This is a genomic window from Bacillus cereus group sp. BfR-BA-01309 (assembly GCF_022664315.1).
Taxonomy (GTDB): domain Bacteria; phylum Bacillota; class Bacilli; order Bacillales; family Bacillaceae_G; genus Bacillus_A; species Bacillus_A mobilis.
The window spans coordinates 267263-286501 of sequence record NZ_JAKUHE010000003.1 but is presented as its reverse complement, the minus strand read 5'-3'; the positions used below and the strand labels follow the sequence as shown (position 1 = coordinate 286501).

Genomic DNA, 19239 nt, shown 5'->3' with positions numbered 1-19239 from the left:
CCACCTAACTTCTTTGCTTTCGCTGAATTTTGAGTTGGGGGTCTTACTGCCCATTAAAGCGGGATAAACGACAGAAGCCTGCTTTGCTACCGTCTTAGCAAAGCGGGCTTCTTCTATATTTAAGTTAGGTACTACAGTGTGATCAATCAAGTAAAGAGGTGTAACGTGTTATTGGTATAAATGACTCCCAGTGTCTTTAAATTCCTTCGCTTTCTCTTTCATCCCTTTTTCAATTGCTTCTGTCGTTTCTAAATCGTTGTCTTTCGCATATTCACGAATATCATGTGAAATTCTCATACTACAAAACTTCGGCCCACACATTGAACAGAAATGTGCCGTTTTCGCGCCTTCTGCTGGCAGTGTTTCATCGTGATATTCCATCGCACGTTCAGGGTCTAAAGATAAATTAAATTGATCGCGCCAACGGAATTCAAAGCGAGCTTTTGAAAGTGCATCATCACGCTGATGAGCCGTTTTGTGCCCTTTCGCAAGATCAGCTGCATGTGCAGCAATTTTGTACGTAATAACCCCCGTGCGAACATCATCTTTATTCGGTAAACCTAAGTGTTCTTTCGGCGTTACATAACAAAGCATCGCCGTTCCAAACCAGCCAATCATTGCAGCCCCAATTGCGGATGTAATATGGTCATAACCTGGTGCAATATCTGTCGTTAACGGCCCAAGTGTATAGAACGGCGCGCCCTGACAAATATCAAGTTCTTTCTCCATATTCTCTTTAATTAAATGCATCGGTACATGCCCAGGTCCTTCAATCATCACTTGCACATCATGTTTCCAAGCAATCTTCGTTAATTCACCAAGTGTTTCAAGCTCAGAAAACTGTGCTTCGTCATTTGCATCTGCAATCGAACCTGGACGTAATCCATCTCCAAGCGAGAACGAAACGTCGTACTGCTTCATAATTTCACATATCTCTTCAAAATGAGTGTATAAGAAGTTTTCTTTATGATGGAATAAACACCACTGTGCCATAATTGAACCACCACGTGAAACGATACCTGTCGTACGCTTTGCAGTAATCGGAATGTAACGAAGTAACACGCCCGCGTGGATCGTAAAGTAATCAACACCTTGCTCCGCTTGCTCAATTAACGTATCACGATACACTTCCCACGTTAAATCTTCTGCAATTCCGTTTACTTTTTCCAGCGCTTGATAGATCGGTACAGTTCCGACTGGTACAGGCGCGTTACGAATAATCCACTCACGCGTCGTATGAATATTTTTACCTGTAGATAAATCCATAATCGTATCCGCACCCCAGCGCGTTGCCCACGTCATCTTCTCTACTTCTTCTGCAATCGAAGAAGATACAGCAGAGTTTCCGATATTTGCATTAACCTTCACGTGGAAGTTACGCCCGATAATCATCGGTTCTGCTTCCGGATGGTTAATGTTCGCTGGTAAAATGGCACGACCTTCTGCGATTTCCTTACGAACAAACTCAGGCTCTACTCCTTCACGAATCGCAACATATTCCATCTCAGACGTAATGATGCCATTACGCGCATAATGCATTTGCGTAACGTTTGCCCCTTGCTTTGCTCTAAGCGGCTGGCGAGCCATTTGTGGAAAGACAGGTGTATGTTTCGAAGCCACCTTCACACCGTCATCCTCTGGTTTCACTTCGCGCCCTTCGTATGCTTCTACATCTCCCCGCTCCAGGATCCAAGAGTGACGCGGCGTTGGAATTCCCTTTTCCAGCTCCACTTTATACGCAGGGTCTGTATAAGGACCGCTCGTATCATATACACGAATTGGCGGATTTGGAATGCCGTTCGTTTCACTTTGTTCAATCTCGCGCATCGGCACTTTCATACCCGCGCGTGGTCCATCCACATACACTTTCTTACTTCCTGTTAAACTCGATTTCAATTCAATTTGCTCAGCTGAAACAGACTGTTTCATAACCTTTGTTGCCCCCCTGTACGTGACAAGGACGAGATATGGCCAGCGTATGCCAAAATAAAAAGAGCCAGGTCCATAAAAAAATAAGGACCTGGCTCATAAAGACATCATTATGTAAAGCCGTTAACTTCCCTACGCTGGTACGAGCCAGATCAGGTCCAAAGGGTTAAGAAGTTCACACGCTTCTCTCTCAGCCTACGCATACGTTAGGCACCCCTAGTTTATCACTGATTTAATTTTCAATACTTTCCCATCATACACGATAATCTGAAAAATGCAAAGTTTATTTCTTTTGTTGTTTATGGAATCATCCACGTTAAATAATATGCCTGTACATACGTCATAATACCAACAATAATGACGAAGAATAAACTATGCTTCACTGTAAAGCGGAATAAATCTGATTCTTTTCCAGCAAGTCCAACTGCGGCACAAGCAATCGCAATCGATTGCGGAGAAATCATTTTTCCTGTTACACCGCCCGTTGTATTTGCTGCAACGAGAAGTACTTCAGATACACCGACTTGCTGCGCTGTAATCGCTTGTAAATTCGAGAACAGTGCATTCGCTGACGTATCGGATCCTGTTAAAAATACACCGATCCAGCCTAAGAATGGTGAGAAGAACGGGAATAGTCCGCCAGTTCCTGCAAGTGCTAATGCCAATGTAGAAGATAGACCAGAATAGTTTGCGATAAATGCAAATCCTAATACGAATCCGATAGATAGAATTGGCATCTTAAGTTCATTTAGCGTTTCTTTAAATGTTACTACGGCATCTTTTGCACTCATTTTCAAAATAAAGATAGAAATGATACAAGCAATTAAAATTGCTGTTCCCGTCGCTGATAAAATATCTAATTTCAAGATTGCTTCATAAGGCGTCGGTTTATTTACAATTGGCTCTGCTTTCATTACGAGATTGTGTAAGCCTGGAACTTCAAACTTAAACACGAGGCTTTCTAATGCGCCACCTGGAGCAAATAACGCTTTAAAGAAACTTTGGCTCCAAATGACTACCATCACAGTTAAAATAATGAATGGAGACCATGCTTTTACTACTTTTCCTACTGTTAGTTTCGGCATAGATGTTGCTGTCGTTGTCGCAGCTACTTCACTATTTACTTCTTTAGACTGATAGATTTCTTTCGGCTGCCAAACTTTTAAGAATAGCGATAAACTCACTAAACTTACAAGTGCTGACGTAATATCCGGAAGTTCTGGTCCTAAAAACGTCGCTGTAATGAACTGCGTAATTGCAAATGAGCTACCCGCTACAAATAGAGCTGGCCATGTTTGTCTTACTCCTTTAAATCCATCCATTAAAAATACGATAAAGAACGGAACAAATAATGATAGAAATGGTAATTGATGTCCAGCCATTTGTCCAATTTTATGTGGATCAATACCTGTTACTTGTCCAGCAACTGTAATCGGAATTCCCATCGCTCCGAACGCTACCGGTGCCGTATTTGCGATTAAACAAAGACCCGCTGCATATAAAGGATTTAATCCAAGACCTGCAAGGAGTGCTGCCGTAATCGCTACTGGTGCACCAAATCCTGCTGCCCCTTCCAAAAATGCTCCAAATGAAAAACCGATTAAAATAACGAGTAAACGATGGTCATTTGTAATGGATAATACAGATGCACGAATGACATCAAATTGACCTGTTTTTACAGATATTTTATATAAAAATACCGACATAATGATAATCCAAGCAATCGGCCATAGTCCGTATAAGAAACCATATCCGGTCGCTGCCATCGCCATCGTGAACGGCATCTTATAAGCGAATAACGCCACTAAAATTGTAAGTACAACTGTAACAAATCCTGCCACATACCCCTTCATGCGGAAAACTGCTAAAGCTAAGAAAAAAAAGATAATCGGAATAAGTGCGACCGCTGCCGAAATCCAAATGTTTCCGAACGGATCATAAACTTGTGTCCATGTGTTCATTGTTCTCTCCCCCTAAAGAATCCCCTTTTAAATAGAATAACCTCATCAATAGACTATCAGGTCATCATACCTTTAAGTCTAAAATAAAAAAACGTTTAAGAAAACGTTTTCATTAATTTTATCACAACAATTTCCATTACAAAAGATTTTTTTGAAAATTTTATTATTTAACATGAAAATCTTACAAAAACGTCACGTTCTTGTAATGTTCATCGATAGGAAGCTCGCTACATTTCCTGCATAATAAAGGTATAACAACGGATATTATTTATGAGGTGATATATATGAACGGAAACAAAATATTAGCAGCTTTATCATACTTTAGTGTATTATTTGCCCCTATCTTATTCCCTATCATTGTGTGGATTGTGGGCGATTCTGAAACAAAACCACACGCAAAACGCGCTCTATGGACACACATCATTCCAAGCATCGCGGCATTTATTGGATTCATTATTCTAGGAATTATGGGTATCGGATCTGATCAACCAGACGTAACACTTGGAATTGGAGCAATGATTGTCTTATGTATTTGCGGCATTATTAGCTTATACTACTTCATTTGGAACATCGTAAAAGGGATTAAAATACTGAAAGCTTAATTTTAAACAAACGTTTGATTAAAACAGCATGCATAATAATAAATAAAAGGTTATCGATGATACGACAACCTTTTAATAAGAAAAAACCGTCCCAAAATACCTTTTGGGACGGTTTTTTTACCTTCTGCGTTTCTTCTTTTTTCTCATCATTTTCTTGCGGCGCGTATTCACTTTATCCGCTATAATGTGAAGCGTGCTCGCTACGACAATTCCCATTACGAACGTTATAATTTCAACCTCATGTTTCTTCACAATTTCTATTAAATTCCCGTCAAGCGCGATTACATTTAATAGGAATAAAAACGGAGAAAATACAATTAACATGTATGCAATACGAATCACATCACCAAGTATAACTGTATGTGTAAAGAAGGATCGATGCGGCATTACCTTCTTATACGGATACCAAAATATACGTAAGAATCCCCATTTATTATACGCATTACTATACGTATCTAAATCCGGCGTTAAAAATGTAGTACCTACTAAAAAACCAATTGCAAAAGTTAATAAAAAATCAAAGTTTGTTAATCCATACGAAAAGAGCATAAACAAAACAACCGGAAGGGATATTAAGTTTATTTTCGTATGCGTTCTTCCTGATGGCATAATGCACTTCCTCGCTTACGTTCGCCCTGTCACCATATGACAGTTCTCACCTATTGATCTAATTTCTGATCGATAAAGGATGTGTCTATATCCGAACCAAACCATTCTGCCAACTTCACTCGTGCCTTATCTTTCACATCTTCATTGACGTATATCGACGCTTGTAATAGCGCAGCCATTAACGCCCCTAAATCATCCGTATAACCAATTCCAGCAATGAAATCCGGAATCGCATCAATCGGTGCAATAAAATAAGCAAGTGCTCCAATTACAATAATTTTCACTCGTTTTGGAACATCCGGTTTCTGCAAAACGTAAAACAATAATAAACTTGCATAAATGACCGACTGCCCTGCTTGTTTTGCAACATGTTTTACTTTTTCCCAAAACGCTTCAACTGAAAATTTTTGTTTCATGTAAAAGCCTCCCTATTTTTTAAAAGAAATAAGCTACAATATGTTATCAGTAAAAGTTCATCAAAATTACACATAATCTATCAATGAACTTTCATTGTAACAAACAAACGAAAAAAGAACAAGTGTTCGTTAATTTTCCCGTACTTCCCTTCATATAATAGGTTTCTAGATAACCGCTTACCCATCGTCATTTCTTATTTCTCAACCTAGAAAATTTTCAATTCCACTTAACATTCTGCTCTACCTTTGTTATATTTTCTAGTTGACGGACATATAAACGAATGTTAAAGTTTTCTCTGGTAGTGACAAACCTCATACAAAAAATGTAAAATGTTATAGTGTTTCTCAGAAATGAATTTTGTTGTATAATACAGAAATGACGTTATACTTATGAGCAGCAAAAGAAACCAAAAGGGTATGCATAGTTATAGTCGTATATGGGTGAATATAGAACCTCTAATTATGGCCAAGAAAACTATGTATTTTTTATTTTAGCATTTTTCGCTCCAAAATCGACCAAGCCTGATAGAGAAAGGGTGGAAATGAATGAAAGAAACCTTGAAATCACAATTTCAAAATGTGCGTTTCACTGTATTCGTAGCTTTAGCTTTATGGCTGAAGACGTATATTATTACACGCACAAGCTTCGATTTAAAACTTGAATCTTTCATGCAAGAATTCATTTTATTCCTTAGCCCATTAGCAGCATCATTACTGCTCGTTGGCCTTGCATTATTTGCAAAAGGAAAAAAACGTAACTATATAGCACTTGGAATTAATTTTGTCTTAACAATCATTCTTGTTGGTAACGTAATGTTCTACGGATTCTACAATGACTTCGTTACTTTACCTGTACTAGGACAAACATCTAACTTTGGAAGTTTAGGTTCTAGTGTGAAAGAATTGTTTAACTACAAAATCATCCTTGCATTTGCTGATATTATCGTATTCTTCATTTTATTGAAGAAGATGAAGAATTTTGCACCGACAGAGCGTGTAGCACGCCCAATGCGTTCCCTATACTTCGTGTCAACAGTTGCTATTTTCTTCGCAAACTTAGGACTGGCAGAAGCTGAGCGTCCAGAACTATTAACACGTTCATTTGACCGCGTTATGCTTGTTAAAAACTTAGGTTTATATGTACACCAAGTTTACGACCTTGGCTTACAAGCAAAATCAAGTTCACAAAAAGCTTTTGCTGACGGTAGTAAATTACAAGAAACAGAAAACTACGTAAAAACAACACAAAGCAAACCAGATCCTAATATGTTTGGTACTGCAAAAGGGAAAAACGTAATTGTTGTCTCTCTGGAGTCACTACAAACATTCTTAATTGGTGCAACAGTTAACGGACAAGAAGTTACACCGTTCTTAAACCAATTTACGAAAGAAAGTTATTACTTTGATAACTTCTTCCATCAAACTGGGCAAGGAAAAACATCTGATGCTGAATTCTTAGTAGATACTTCCATGTATCCACTAGACCGTGGTGCTGTATTCTTCACACACGGTAATAACGAATATACAGCAACTCCAGAAATTTTACGTGAGCAAGGATATCACACATCAGTATTCCACGCGAACAACGCAACATTCTGGAACCGTAATATTATGTATCCGGCACTTGGTTATGATCGTTACTACAACGAACTTGACTACAAGATTACGCCAGAAACGAAATTAAATTGGGGATTAAAAGATATCGAATACTTCGATCAATCTATTGATATGTTAAAAGAAGTAAAGCAACCGTTCTATACTCGCTTCCTTACTTTAACAAACCATTACCCATTCACTTATGATGAAAGTACGAAATTAATCGATGAATACAATTCTGGTGATGGCGTATTTGACCGTTACATGGTAACTGCTCGCTATTTAGACGAAGCAATGAAACACTTTATTGAGCGTCTAAAAGCAGAAGGTATTTACGACAACTCAGTTATCGTATTCTACGGTGATCACTATGGTATTTCTGAAAACCATAACCGTGCAATGGCACAGTTCTTAGGAAAAGAAGAAATCACTACATTTGACCATATGAACTTACAAAAAACACCGATGTTTATTCACGTTCCAGGTCAAAAAGAAGGTAAAACAATTTCAAAACCAACTGGTGAAATTGACATTAAACCAACAATTCTAAACTTACTTGGTGTAGATTCTACGAATCAAGTTCAATTCGGTCATGATGTATTCTCACCTGATAATAAAGGATTCGTCGTTCTTCGTGACGGTAGCTTCATTACAGATAAGTACATGTACACGAACAGTACATTCTACGACCGTACTACTGGCGAAGTTGTACAATTGCCAAAAGAAGAATCTCAACCACTTATTGATCGTGCCCAAAATGAATTGAACATGTCTGACAAAATCATTGAAGGTGACTTACTTCGCTTCTCTGAAAGTAATAAGACCAAAACTGGTGAAGTAAAGACAGCTATTAAAGAAGAAAAGAAGAGCGCTGAGTAATCTCAGCCTCTTTTTTTTATATTTCTCCATACAATCACTTATATTCATTAACTTTAACATTACATAACCTTTACCAAATATTCACATAGGATTAATGAAACATCTCTATAATAAAATATGTAAGCGAGTTTCTATATATTTCTTATCTCTCATCTTTAATAAGATCCCTTAAAGAAATATATGAATCGTTTATTTCTACTTTCTTATAATTGTCTTTCAATGTGTTTTGTTTCCATACACAAAACATTCAATAAGACGATGTCCCTATGAAAGATAGCTACCCTCCTTGTGCAGCATTCCATAAGAATGTTGCTTTTTTTTATTCAAAAGCAGGATTCTTATTCCTTATTTTCGAATTTGTATATACAAAATGCTGTAAATCACTACTACTTCTCTACCATTTACAAATACATATACGTCATATGTAAAGAAGTACTCACATAAAAATTACTATAGTGATTTTTATTCCGAATGAAAGCTTCACTTTACTTATGCACTTACGAAAGGATGGGACGGAAATTGGCATATGAAAGATTTGTACTTTGGAATGATGCAGTTATTGATACAACGAAACAAAAATCGTACATAGAACTTGAAGAAAGAGGCTTACAGTTTGGAGATGGTGTCTACGAGGTTATTCGCCTATATAAAGGGAACTTTCACTTATTAGATCCGCATATCACAAGATTATATCGCTCCATGGAAGAAATAGAATTATCACTCCCTTTCTCAAAAGCAGAACTTATTATCCTACTTTACAAACTAATTGAAAGTAATAATTTCTACGAAGATGGAACGATTTATTTGCAAGTATCTCGCGGTGTACAAGCTCGTACCCACACATTCTCATATGACGTCCCGCCGACAATCTATGCCTATATTACGAAGAAAGAAAGACCCGCGTTATGGATTGAATATGGTGTACGTGCTATATCAGAACCGGATACGCGCTGGCTACGCTGTGATATCAAATCATTAAATTTATTACCCAATGTATTAGCTGCTACGAAAGCGGAACGCAAAGGTTGTAAAGAAGCTCTTTTCGTACGAAATGGTACTGTAACTGAGGGAAGCTGCTCGAACTTCTTTCTAATCAAAAATGGAACTCTTTACACACATCCAGCTAATCACCTTATTTTAAATGGTATTATTCGTCAATATGTCCTTTCTTTAGCGAAGACCCTTCGCATTCCTGTACAAGAAGAACTTTTCAGCGTTCGTGATGTTTATCAAGCGGATGAATGTTTCTTTACAGGAACAACGATTGAAATTTTGCCAATGACTCACCTGGATGGAACCGCAATCCAAGATGGCCAAGTTGGCCCTATCACAAAAATGCTGCAAAGGTCATTTTCTCAAAGCTTGTTACACTCCAATATGTCATCTTCTTAAACACAAATCATTTCTACACTTTCTACATTCAATATATGCATTTAAATGGAAATCAAGGTATAGATTTATGCCTTGATTTTTTTTTGTAATCTTTTTGTCATATTAAGATTACCGCATAAGTCTTGACAGTAATCGACATGCTCTTTAGAATTTTTAACAGTTGGTAAATATTTCTTCACTACATTACAGACAGAAAGGAATCGACAAATTATGAAAAAATACCTTGCCGGTCTTGCGGCAGTGTCTGTAGCAGGAGGAGCAGCCCCTACACTTGATAGTGTTCAAGCTGCCCCTGAACAAAATACACAAAAAGCTGCTACAACTGTCCAAGCTTATGCATCAAACAGCTCATCTTATACGGTAAACGCTAGCGTATTACATGTTCGTGCAGGAGCAAGTACTTCTCACGACATCATCTCTCGCGTTTATAACGGTCAATCTTTAAACGTGATTGGCGAAGAAAATGGTTGGTTCAAAATTAACATTAATGGTAAAACAGGCTTTGTTAGTGGCGAATTCGTATCAAAAAATGGAGCAAGCAATTCTAACGTAAGTACAACAGGTGGAAAGAATAAAGTTACTGCTGATGTATTACGTGTACGTACCGCTCCTAACACTTCTAGTTCTGTTTCAGGACGTGTATATGAAGGACAAACATTAAACGTAATTGGCCAAGAAAATGGTTGGGTGAAAATCAACCATAATGGACAAGTTGGCTATGTAAGTAGCGAATTCGTATCTGGTGTTTCTTCTAATGCAGGTTCTTCAAACAACAATACGAATAATAACAACCAAGAATCTGTAAAACCAGCAAGCGGAAACTACACAGTAAATGTATCTTCCCTTCGTGTTCGTACAGGTCCTAGCACTTCTCACACAACTGTAGGTTCTGTTACAAAAGGACAAGTCGTACAAGTTGTTGGCGAAGTTCAAGATTGGTTCAAAATCAATTATGCAGGACAAACAGCTTACGTAAGCAAAGACTACGTAACAAAAGGCGGTTCTAGCGATAACGTTACACAAGGAAACAACCAAAATAATAATCAAAATAATAATGTAACCGTTCAAACTGGTGGTACTTACGTTGTTAACGCAACATCTCTACGCGTTCGTACAGGCCCTGCTGCTTACCATAGTGTAATTGGCGGCGTGTTAAATGGGACTACATTAAACGTAGTTGGATCTGAAAATGGTTGGTTTAAAGTAAACTATCAAGGAAAAACAGGCTTCGTTAGTAGCGAGTTTGTAAAATTCGTTAAAGGTGGCACTGCTACTCCTGAGCAACCAAAACAACCTGAACAACCTAATCAAGGTGCAATTGGTGACTACTACATTAATGCTTCTGCCTTAAATGTACGTAGCGGCGAAGGTACAAATTATAGAATCATAGGGGCTCTTCCACAAGGACAGAAGGTTCAAGTAATCTCTGAAAACTCTGGATGGAGTAAAATTAACTACAACGGCCAAACTGGTTATATCGGAACACGTTACCTTTCTAAAACACCAGTGGGTGGCGCAGTAGATAATAAACCTAACAACAACCAAAATAATAATCAAAACAATAACAACAATAATAATAGCGGCGATAGTTCTTCCATACTTGCATATGCAAAAGGAATGCAAGGCGTACCATACGTTTGGGGCGGTACTTCTGCTAACGGTGTTGACTGTAGTGGCTACATTTACCACGTATTTAAGAAATTTGGTCATAACATTAGTCGTCAAAGTGTTGCGGGATATTGGGGTAGCCTACCACAAACTTCAAATCCACAACCAGGTGACTTAATTTATTTCAAAGACACTTATAAAGCTGGTCCTTCTCATATGGGTATTTACCTTGGAGGCGGATCGTTTATCCAAGCTGGAGATAAAGGTGTAGCAATTGCTTCACTAAGTAACTCTTATTGGAGTAAGCACTTCTTAGGTTATACGAAAGCACCTTAAGTTATATTTTTAGAGCCTTCTAGATTACTAGAAGGCTCTTTTTAATGTGTATGACCTATTTCCCCTGAAAAAATAATGTATCTATTTCCCTATTTCATACACCATATTCTACAATAATGATCCATAACGTTATCATAATGTATATTTCCACATAAAAAACATAACCTATTTCATGTCTATTCATTTTATATGTGTTTTTTTAAAGAATTTTCTTTTTATTTAAACTTTTCGTTAGACGTTTGACCTCTGATGTCCATTATGATAAGTTACTTAAGATGTTATATTCGTAAACGTATAGACAACTGGTTTATACACTTTTTTTACTATGAGGAAGGAGCATACACTGCATGAATCTTTTATGGGGAATTGGCGGCGTGATTGGAGTATTAGCAATTGCTTTCTTACTATCTTCCAACCGCAAAGCTATTAATTGGCGCACAATTTTAATCGCGCTAGCATTACAAATGTCATTTTCATTTATCGTATTACGATGGGATGCCGGAAAAGCAGGTTTAAAATACGCTGCAGATGGCGTTCAAGGGTTAATTAATTTTTCTTACGAGGGAATTAAATTCGTTGCTGGGGATTTAGTCAACGCAAAAGGCCCTTGGGGATTTGTTTTCTTCATTCAAGCACTACTTCCAATCGTATTTATTAGTTCATTAGTTGCAATCTTATATCATTTCGGTATTATGCAGAAATTTGTCAGTGTCGTTGGTGGTGCATTAAGTAAACTTCTTGGAACTTCTAAGGCTGAAAGTTTAAACTCTGTAACAACTGTATTTTTAGGACAAACTGAAGCTCCAATCTTAATTAAACCTTACTTAGCACGTTTAACAAATAGTGAATTCTTTACTATTATGGTAAGCGGTATGACAGCTGTTGCCGGATCAGTTCTTGTCGGCTATGCAGCAATGGGTATTCCGTTAGAACACTTATTAGCAGCAGCAATTATGGCAGCTCCATCAAGTTTATTAATTGCGAAACTAATTATGCCAGAAACAGAACAAGTAGATAATAACGTTGAACTTTCTACAGAACGTGAAGATGCAAACGTTATTGACGCAGCGGCACGTGGTGCATCTGAAGGTATGCAACTTGTTATTAACGTAGCAGCAATGTTAATGGCTTTCATCGCATTAATCGCTTTATTAAATGGTCTATTAGGATTAATTGGCTCTCTGTTCCATATTAAACTTAGCCTTGATTTAATTTTCGGTTACTTATTATCACCATTTGCAATCTTAATTGGGGTTTCTCCTGGTGAAGCTGTACAAGCAGCAAGCTTTATCGGTCAAAAACTTGCAATCAACGAATTCGTTGCATATGCAAACTTAGGACCACACATGGCAGAGTTCTCTGCAAAAACAAATTTAATTTTAACATTCGCAATCTGTGGATTCGCAAACTTCTCTTCTATCGCAATTCAGTTAGGTGTAACAGGAACGCTAGCTCCTACTCGCCGTAAACAAATTGCACAATTAGGGATTAAAGCAGTTATCGCTGGTACACTAGCGAACTTCTTAAATGCAGCAGTTGCAGGTATGATGTTCCTATAAATTGATATAAGTCCCCTCTTTTCTAAAGAGGGGACTTTTTGTTATTTATTTTTTTCGATATATATTAAATACTTTATGCTTAAATATAAGAACATTATGATACAATAATTAGTAAGTCTGTTTATTTTTTCTTACAAAAGAGAGATACTACTTGTTGTTGCTCTCTCTAAAAGAATCTAGCCATCCGGTCTATTTCTTAATAATTGTGCATACTACAAGTATCCTTGCATGAATTACCTTTAAGGAGGAAAGTTTTGTGAAAGATAACTTCTATAAAGTCCTCTCTATGTGGATTTTACAAATTTTATTTTATTTTACAACTGTACATGTAACACAATATGAGCATGCTCTCATTTTCACAATTATATATGTAATTGTTAATGTACTATTTCTATTATTGACTGATAAAACCGCATTTGTTCTTTTTATATTAGGAACCATTACTTCGGTATTCTATCTGTTCTACCAAGCGTGGCTTTACTTATGGAGTACATCAGAACAATGGGAATACATTATTACCCACTTCCTAATGGCAGCAAACTTCTTCATCGTATATATCTCAACTCATTTATTAAAGAAGGTCATTCATGAAAATAAAGAATTAACCGAACGTGTGAGAACGTTAGAACAATACATTGGAGAATCAAAATTATTAACGAGACAAGAATTCGAAAGACGACAAGCATTATTAATAAATGCAATGAATCGTCGTAATGAAACAGGCCTTATGATTTATTTTGACTTCACTCCCTTTAGTAAATATACGAAGGAAAGTGTTATGGACCGTGTAGCTTCATTATTAGTTGAAACGGTAAGGGCTGACTTTGACCTTGTTGCTGAATATGATAACAACACATTAGTCATTTTATTACAAAATACAAATGAAGCTGGTGCCGATATTGTAATGAACCGCCTACAGCCTAAAATGGAAAAATGGCTTGCAGCTGAGGCAATTCAAGACATTAAGATTAAACGAGAACAAATCGCTACAAAAGGACCGACAGTATTATGATGACACTCGTTATACTCCTATTATTCCTCCTGTTTTGCGTACTTGTTTTTTGGATCAGCATCACATTTTCAATTAAATATGTACTTATTTTTACAGCCTTTCTGTTCTCTGGCTTACTCGTTTACTATTCTTTCTTAACACTTGCGGGCTTAGTTCACCGAAATAGGAAACGAAAAGATCGTACGCTAGAACATTATCCAAGCGTCGACATTTTAATACCCGCCCACAATGAAGGTGTCGTTATTAAAGATACTTTAGAGGCGATGGCGAAGATTGAATATCCAGGCAAACTAACTGTTTATTTATTAAACGATAACTCTCAAGATGAGACACCTGAAATTGGTGACGATTTCGATAAAGCTTATGCTCATATTCGTCACATTCGTGTACCGGCGGGTGAACCAAAAGGGAAATCGCGTGTATTAAACTATGGTCTTAGTATTTCAGATGGTGAATACTTTTGTGTGTATGATGCAGATAACCAGCCTGAACCACATGCACTGCGAATGCTTGTAGAACACGCTGAAACAACCGAGGATGCTGTTGGAGCTGTCGGTCACGTTCGTACTGTAAATGAAAAAAGAAACTGGCTAACACGAATGATTTCATTAGAATTTCAAATCTTCCAGCTCCTTATGCAATCCGGACGCTGGTTACTATTCCAAACAGGTTCACTAACAGGAACAAACATGCTTCTTCGCCGCTCTGCATTAGAAGAGCTTGGCGGTTATGACCCGTATGCAATTGCAGAAGATGCTGAATTAACATTACGAATTACACAAAAAGGCTATCTCTTGCCAATCGTTCCAGAATCGATTACATGGGAACAAGAACCTGAGCATTTAAAAATCCTTATTAAGCAGCGTACACGTTGGCTCCAAGGGAACTTGTATATTTTAGAAAAAATGTTTTCTTCCTTAAGTTTCTTTAAAGGAAAACTTCTCGTCCATTCCTTACAACAAGTTTTAGTGTATGTTGTATTTTGGCTATTCTTAATCATCTCGAACGTTTGGTTTGTAATTGGGTTACTCGGGATATTCCAAATTCAATATAGCATTCCGCTACTATTTATGTGGTATGTCGCATATATTACATATGTTTCTCAATTATTTAGTGCCCAGAGTGTAGAACGAACCTTTACACCAACTAATATTTTTATTAGTGTTATCATGTACTTTACGTACGCACAGCTCTTTACGTACTTATTCATTCGTAGCTTAATTTTATACTTACGTGCAAAGAGCAAGAAACAAGTCATTGGCTGGGATAAAACAGTTCGATTCAAAAAAGATAAATAATAAAAATAAGCACAGAGCGCCGTATGCTCTGTGCTTATTTATTGCCGTATAAATTATATATCAGACAATACCCCTTAGCTGAAAGTAATTTCACGTCCATCCCCCAACGAACGATTGACCTTCATTTATATACGAAAAAGTGATTGCTATTTTTGTAGAACCAATTGCTTCTCTTGCTGTTCTTTGCGCGTTTCAGTCTTAGGTTCCGTGCTTTCTTGGACACTACGATGTGCCACACGTTTCAAACAAATATGCTTCCACTTTCTTTCGTAACGTTTCATTATTCTAGATGTCCCCCTTGAATGCGCTTTAAAACTATTTGAAATCGCTTACAGGAAATAATATAGCACATATACATAAACGTGACAACACATTTCCGACAATTTTTTGTCAAAAATATGAATAGAATTTACAAATTATCGGAATTTGTCGAAACGTATCGATTTTTCTTTATATAAAAGGCATACTACTTACATAGTAAAGTATTTTATTTCCCTGACTTGCAGTTAAAATTCCTTCTATATAAAAAAGAGCTGATATATAATCAGCTCTTTTTCCTTCTATTATTTATGACGCTTCATACGCCCCTCTTTTTGTAACTCTTTAAATAATGCTGCCATCATAAAGAAAATAACGAAGACGAATGGGAATGCCGCAATAATAGCTGCCGTTTGCAGTGCTTCTAATCCACCAATATATAATAAGGTAGAAGCTATCGATGCTAAAACGATACCCCAAACCATTTTAATGCGGTTTGGTGGATTTAAACTACCATGTGTCGTTAACATCCCTAAAACAAATGTCGCAGAGTCTGCAGATGTAATAAAGAATGTTGCAATAAGCAGAATACCTAATACCGATAAAGCTGATCCAAAGCTTCCCATCTGATCGAACATAGCGAATAACCCTACTTCTGTTCCCATCTCTTTCACTTTGTCGAAGATATGAGCATCACCAAACAGCTCCATATGAATACCAGTCCCGCCGAAAACAGAGAACCAAAGTGCACCAATTACAGTCGGTACGAGTAACACACCGATAACAAACTCACGAATGGTACGTCCTCGTGAAACACGTGCAATAAACGTACCTACGAATGGTGACCATGCAATCCACCATGCCCAATAGAAAATTGTCCATGACTGAATCCATTGATTTCCGCCTTCATCTAATGGACTTAAACGGAAGCTCATGCTTGGCAATTCCTGAATATAAGAACCAATTGTTGAAGTGAAGTAATTCATAATAAAGTTTGTTGGACCTGCAAATAATACAATAATCATAAGTGCAAACGCCAAAATAATATTCGCATTACTTAAATATTTAATTCCTTTATCAAGACCTGTTTGCGCAGATAACATGAAAAGAACGGTTACGATTGCAATAATAACTAACTGTGTCGGCAATGAGTTCGGGATAGATGTTAAATAACTAACACCACCAGCAATTTGTTTCGCACCAAGACCTAATGATGTTGCAACACCAAACACAGTTGCGAAAACAGCTAACACATCAAATGAATGAGCAATACGTCCATGTTCCCCGCCTTTAAATAACGGACCTACTGTCGCACTAATCGTACTTGCTTTTCCTTTTCTAAAAGTAAAGTAAGCAATACACAGCGCTACAAATGCATATAGTCCCCACGGATGTAATCCCCAATGGAAAAATGAAAAACGTAGTGCAAGACGCGCACTTTCCTCAGTTGCCCCTTCTCCAAACGGAGGTGCGTACAAATGGTTTAATGGTTCGGCAACGCCCCAGAAAACTAAACCAATACCCATACCAGCGCTAAATAGCATAGCAAACCATGTCATATAACTATAATCAGGTTCATCATCCTCTTTACCTAAACGAATAGAACCGTATTTCGAAACAATTAAAAAGATAGACACACCTAATATAATAGAAACAGAAATAATATAGAACCATCCAAACTTACTAACTAATGCAGTTTGAATTGCGGTTGTTACATTTCCTAAGCTACCTTTTCCAATAATAGATTCGGGAATAATCCCCCAAATTGTAAATGCAATACATAATGTTAATGATACGATGAATGTTTTTGTCAGTTTCCTCATCAAATCCCCCTTCGTAGGTTTCACTTTTGTAAATAACATAAATTCCGATATGTAAAATCGGATAGAAAACTATAATTTCACGGTGATTTCTTACTTTCACCTTCACCAATTCGAATTCTTATGGACAGCCTTACCTTCCGTATAATCTTTTTACTCTGCAAGAGCTACAAGATCGAAATACTGCTGTCAAATTGTGTGAGAAAAATGCGGATGGGAATGTGTTTTCCCAAAAAAGGATGTGTTACAGATGTAAAAAAGGGCATTTTTCTTCCTTGCAACCCTTTCTGTTTGTAACAATTATGCGGTTTTTTTGCTAGTATATAGCACGTGTTTATAGTTTCACAAACGAAATGTTTATGTTTATATAACTATATTACCCATAAAACGGTAAAATACTCAAGGAATGTAATCGTTTAGTAAACATTATGTAACAATCTTGTAATATTTTTATTTACACCGAAAAATATATGTTGTATTAAATATTTTGAATATAAGTAGAAACCTACTAATCACATAGAATGAAAAACGCTTTCCTATATTTTTTGTTATATTACAGGATGTTAACGACTGATTACGAATGGTTTGTAATTGTGTGTTTTCCCGAAATCAGAAAAAATCTGTTGCTATAATGAGGACACGAAAACAAACGCAATGGAGGCTATCATGAAAAAATTAATTGGAATAGCAACAGCAGCAGTTTTTGGTCTTGGGATTTTCACATCATCTGCTAATGCAGAAACTGTTGTAACAACAGACGTACTAAATGTACGCGAAAACCCTACTACGGAATCAAAAGTTGTCGGTAAATTACTAAACGGGAATAAAATAGATGTTCAAAATACAGAGAACGGATGGTCAAAAATCACTTTAGATGGTAAAGACGCATTCGTAAGTACAGAGTTTACAAAAAGCATCTACTACGTAACAGCTAACGTATTAAACGTACGTGCTGAAGCGAACACAGACTCAGAAGTTCTTGGAACGCTAAAGAAAGACGATATGATCGAAACAACGAACCAAGTACAAAATGAGTGGTTACAATTTGAATATAACGGGAAAACAGCTTATGTTCACGTTCCTTTCTTAACAGGTACAGCACCTGTTATCGAGAAACAAGAACAACCTGCTCCTGCTAAAACTGTAGCACCAGCTAAAGCGCAAGCACCTGCAGCACAAGCAAAACCAGCTGCTAAGCCTGCTGTGAAAGCTGCTGAAACTAGCACACCTTCTGGTGGTCGTGAGTTAACAGTTGTAGCTACAGCATATACAGCTCATCCGAGCGAAAACGGTGGCACATACGGTGGCCGTGTATTAACTGCAATGGGTCATGACTTAACAGCGAACCCAAACATGAAAATGATCGCTGTTGACCCGAAAGTAATTCCATTAGGATCTAAAGTATGGGTGGAAGGTTACGGAGAAGCTATCGCTGGAGATACTGGCGGTGCAATTAAAGGTAACCGTATCGACATCCTACTTGGATCAGATAGCGCTGCTCAAAAATGGGGACGCAAAACTGTTAAAGTGAAAATTTTAAAATAACCAATGACTGCTAAAGCCAGTTCTCTTTGTTGAGAGCTGGCTTTTATTTTTTTATAATATCTATAAGGAGGTTATATCCATGAATGTACAAGCAAAAGTAGACTGGATCGGTACACCAAAACCGTATATATATAAAGATGAAGTAACATACGACGCTACTTCCATTGACTTTTCACTCGCTGGCGATGACAATCGATATAAATTAATTGTACTCAGCTCTGAAGAAAATACTCATTACAAAATTGTCCAATATGGAATCAAACCCGGATCACAAAAGCCATTTCCTATCGACATTCCATTCGAACAAAATATGTTACCAATCGTAGAACAAATATTACATGACCCATATGTGCAAGCGATACTAAAGGAAACGCGCTCATAATTGTAAAAAAGGATATCACCTAGCTGCTTTTTTCGGC

Annotated in this window: 14 protein-coding genes and 1 riboswitch; of the genes, 9 read left to right on the top strand and 5 right to left on the bottom strand. The window is 37.2% G+C overall.

Annotated elements, in window-relative coordinates; translation table 11 throughout:
- Nucleotides 1-168: 168 nt before the first annotated feature.
- Together thiC and lldP are read right to left on the bottom strand one after the other, a co-directional pair.
- Nucleotides 169-1929: a phosphomethylpyrimidine synthase ThiC gene (gene thiC, locus MR115_RS08440; RefSeq protein WP_242240840.1), complete on the bottom strand. Its 1761-nt coding sequence runs from the start codon at nucleotides 1927-1929 to the stop codon at nucleotides 169-171.
- A gap of 112 nt (nucleotides 1930-2041) precedes the next feature.
- Nucleotides 2042-2157: riboswitch (TPP riboswitch) on the bottom strand.
- A 71-nt stretch (nucleotides 2158-2228) separates the two neighbouring features.
- On the bottom strand, nucleotides 2229-3890 hold the full coding sequence (gene lldP / locus MR115_RS08435) for an L-lactate permease (protein WP_242240837.1): 1662 nt from the start codon (nucleotides 3888-3890) through the stop codon (nucleotides 2229-2231).
- Between the two features lie 284 nt (nucleotides 3891-4174).
- On the opposite strand from lldP, the gene MR115_RS08430 reads away from it, so the two are divergent.
- The gene (locus tag MR115_RS08430; RefSeq protein ID WP_242240834.1) at nucleotides 4175-4492 is read left to right on the top strand and encodes a magnetosome magnetite crystal formation protein family; all 318 of its coding nucleotides are present in this window, start codon (nucleotides 4175-4177) and stop codon (nucleotides 4490-4492) included.
- A gap of 117 nt (nucleotides 4493-4609) precedes the next feature.
- Here the strand turns inward: MR115_RS08430 and MR115_RS08425 are convergent, their stop codons facing one another.
- Both MR115_RS08425 and MR115_RS08420 read right to left on the bottom strand, forming a co-directional pair.
- A complete protein-coding gene (locus tag MR115_RS08425) occupies nucleotides 4610-5101 on the bottom strand; it encodes a metal-binding protein (protein WP_242240833.1) in 492 nt (163 codons plus the stop codon).
- 50 nt (nucleotides 5102-5151) lie between these two features.
- A complete protein-coding gene (locus MR115_RS08420; RefSeq protein ID WP_242240832.1) occupies nucleotides 5152-5517 on the bottom strand; it encodes a YkvA family protein in 366 nt (121 codons plus the stop codon).
- Nucleotides 5518-6063: 546 nt separating this feature from the next.
- On the opposite strand from MR115_RS08420, the gene MR115_RS08415 reads away from it, so the two are divergent.
- From MR115_RS08415 to MR115_RS08390, 6 genes are all read left to right on the top strand, one after another.
- Complete coding sequence (locus MR115_RS08415) at nucleotides 6064-7992, top strand: LTA synthase family protein (protein ID WP_097863756.1); 1929 nt, start codon at nucleotides 6064-6066, stop codon at nucleotides 7990-7992.
- A gap of 507 nt (nucleotides 7993-8499) precedes the next feature.
- On the top strand, nucleotides 8500-9384 hold the full coding sequence (locus MR115_RS08410) for a D-amino-acid transaminase (protein ID WP_242240831.1): 885 nt from the start codon (nucleotides 8500-8502) through the stop codon (nucleotides 9382-9384).
- Nucleotides 9385-9594: 210 nt separating this feature from the next.
- On the top strand, nucleotides 9595-11328 hold the full coding sequence (locus tag MR115_RS08405) for a C40 family peptidase (protein ID WP_242240829.1): 1734 nt from the start codon (nucleotides 9595-9597) through the stop codon (nucleotides 11326-11328).
- A 347-nt stretch (nucleotides 11329-11675) separates the two neighbouring features.
- Nucleotides 11676-12887, top strand: a complete 1212-nt coding sequence (locus MR115_RS08400; RefSeq protein WP_097863759.1) for a NupC/NupG family nucleoside CNT transporter — start codon at nucleotides 11676-11678, stop codon at nucleotides 12885-12887.
- Between the two features lie 256 nt (nucleotides 12888-13143).
- Nucleotides 13144-13899 carry a PleD family two-component system response regulator gene (locus MR115_RS08395; RefSeq protein WP_000654297.1) on the top strand — a complete coding sequence of 252 codons (756 nt, stop codon included), beginning with the start codon at nucleotides 13144-13146 and terminating at the stop codon, nucleotides 13897-13899.
- Nucleotides 13896-15197 (top strand): glycosyltransferase family 2 protein, encoded by a 1302-nt coding sequence (locus MR115_RS08390; RefSeq protein ID WP_000988760.1) that lies wholly within the window; start codon nucleotides 13896-13898, stop codon nucleotides 15195-15197. Before MR115_RS08395 ends, MR115_RS08390 begins: the two co-directional genes overlap by 4 nt.
- 563 nt (nucleotides 15198-15760) lie before the next feature.
- On the opposite strand, the gene opuD is transcribed toward MR115_RS08390, so the two are convergent.
- Entirely contained in the window at nucleotides 15761-17278 is a 1518-nt protein-coding gene (opuD, locus tag MR115_RS08385) for a glycine betaine transporter OpuD (RefSeq protein ID WP_242240827.1), read from the bottom strand.
- Nucleotides 17279-17941: 663 nt separating this feature from the next.
- Between opuD and MR115_RS08380 the strand changes: the two genes are divergently transcribed.
- A complete protein-coding gene (locus tag MR115_RS08380) occupies nucleotides 17942-18820 on the top strand; it encodes a cell wall-binding protein EntA (RefSeq protein WP_242240825.1) in 879 nt (292 codons plus the stop codon).
- Between the two features lie 79 nt (nucleotides 18821-18899).
- Nucleotides 18900-19202 (top strand): DUF3910 family protein, encoded by a 303-nt coding sequence (locus MR115_RS08375; protein ID WP_061679371.1) that lies wholly within the window; start codon nucleotides 18900-18902, stop codon nucleotides 19200-19202.
- Nucleotides 19203-19239 lie beyond the last annotated feature (37 nt).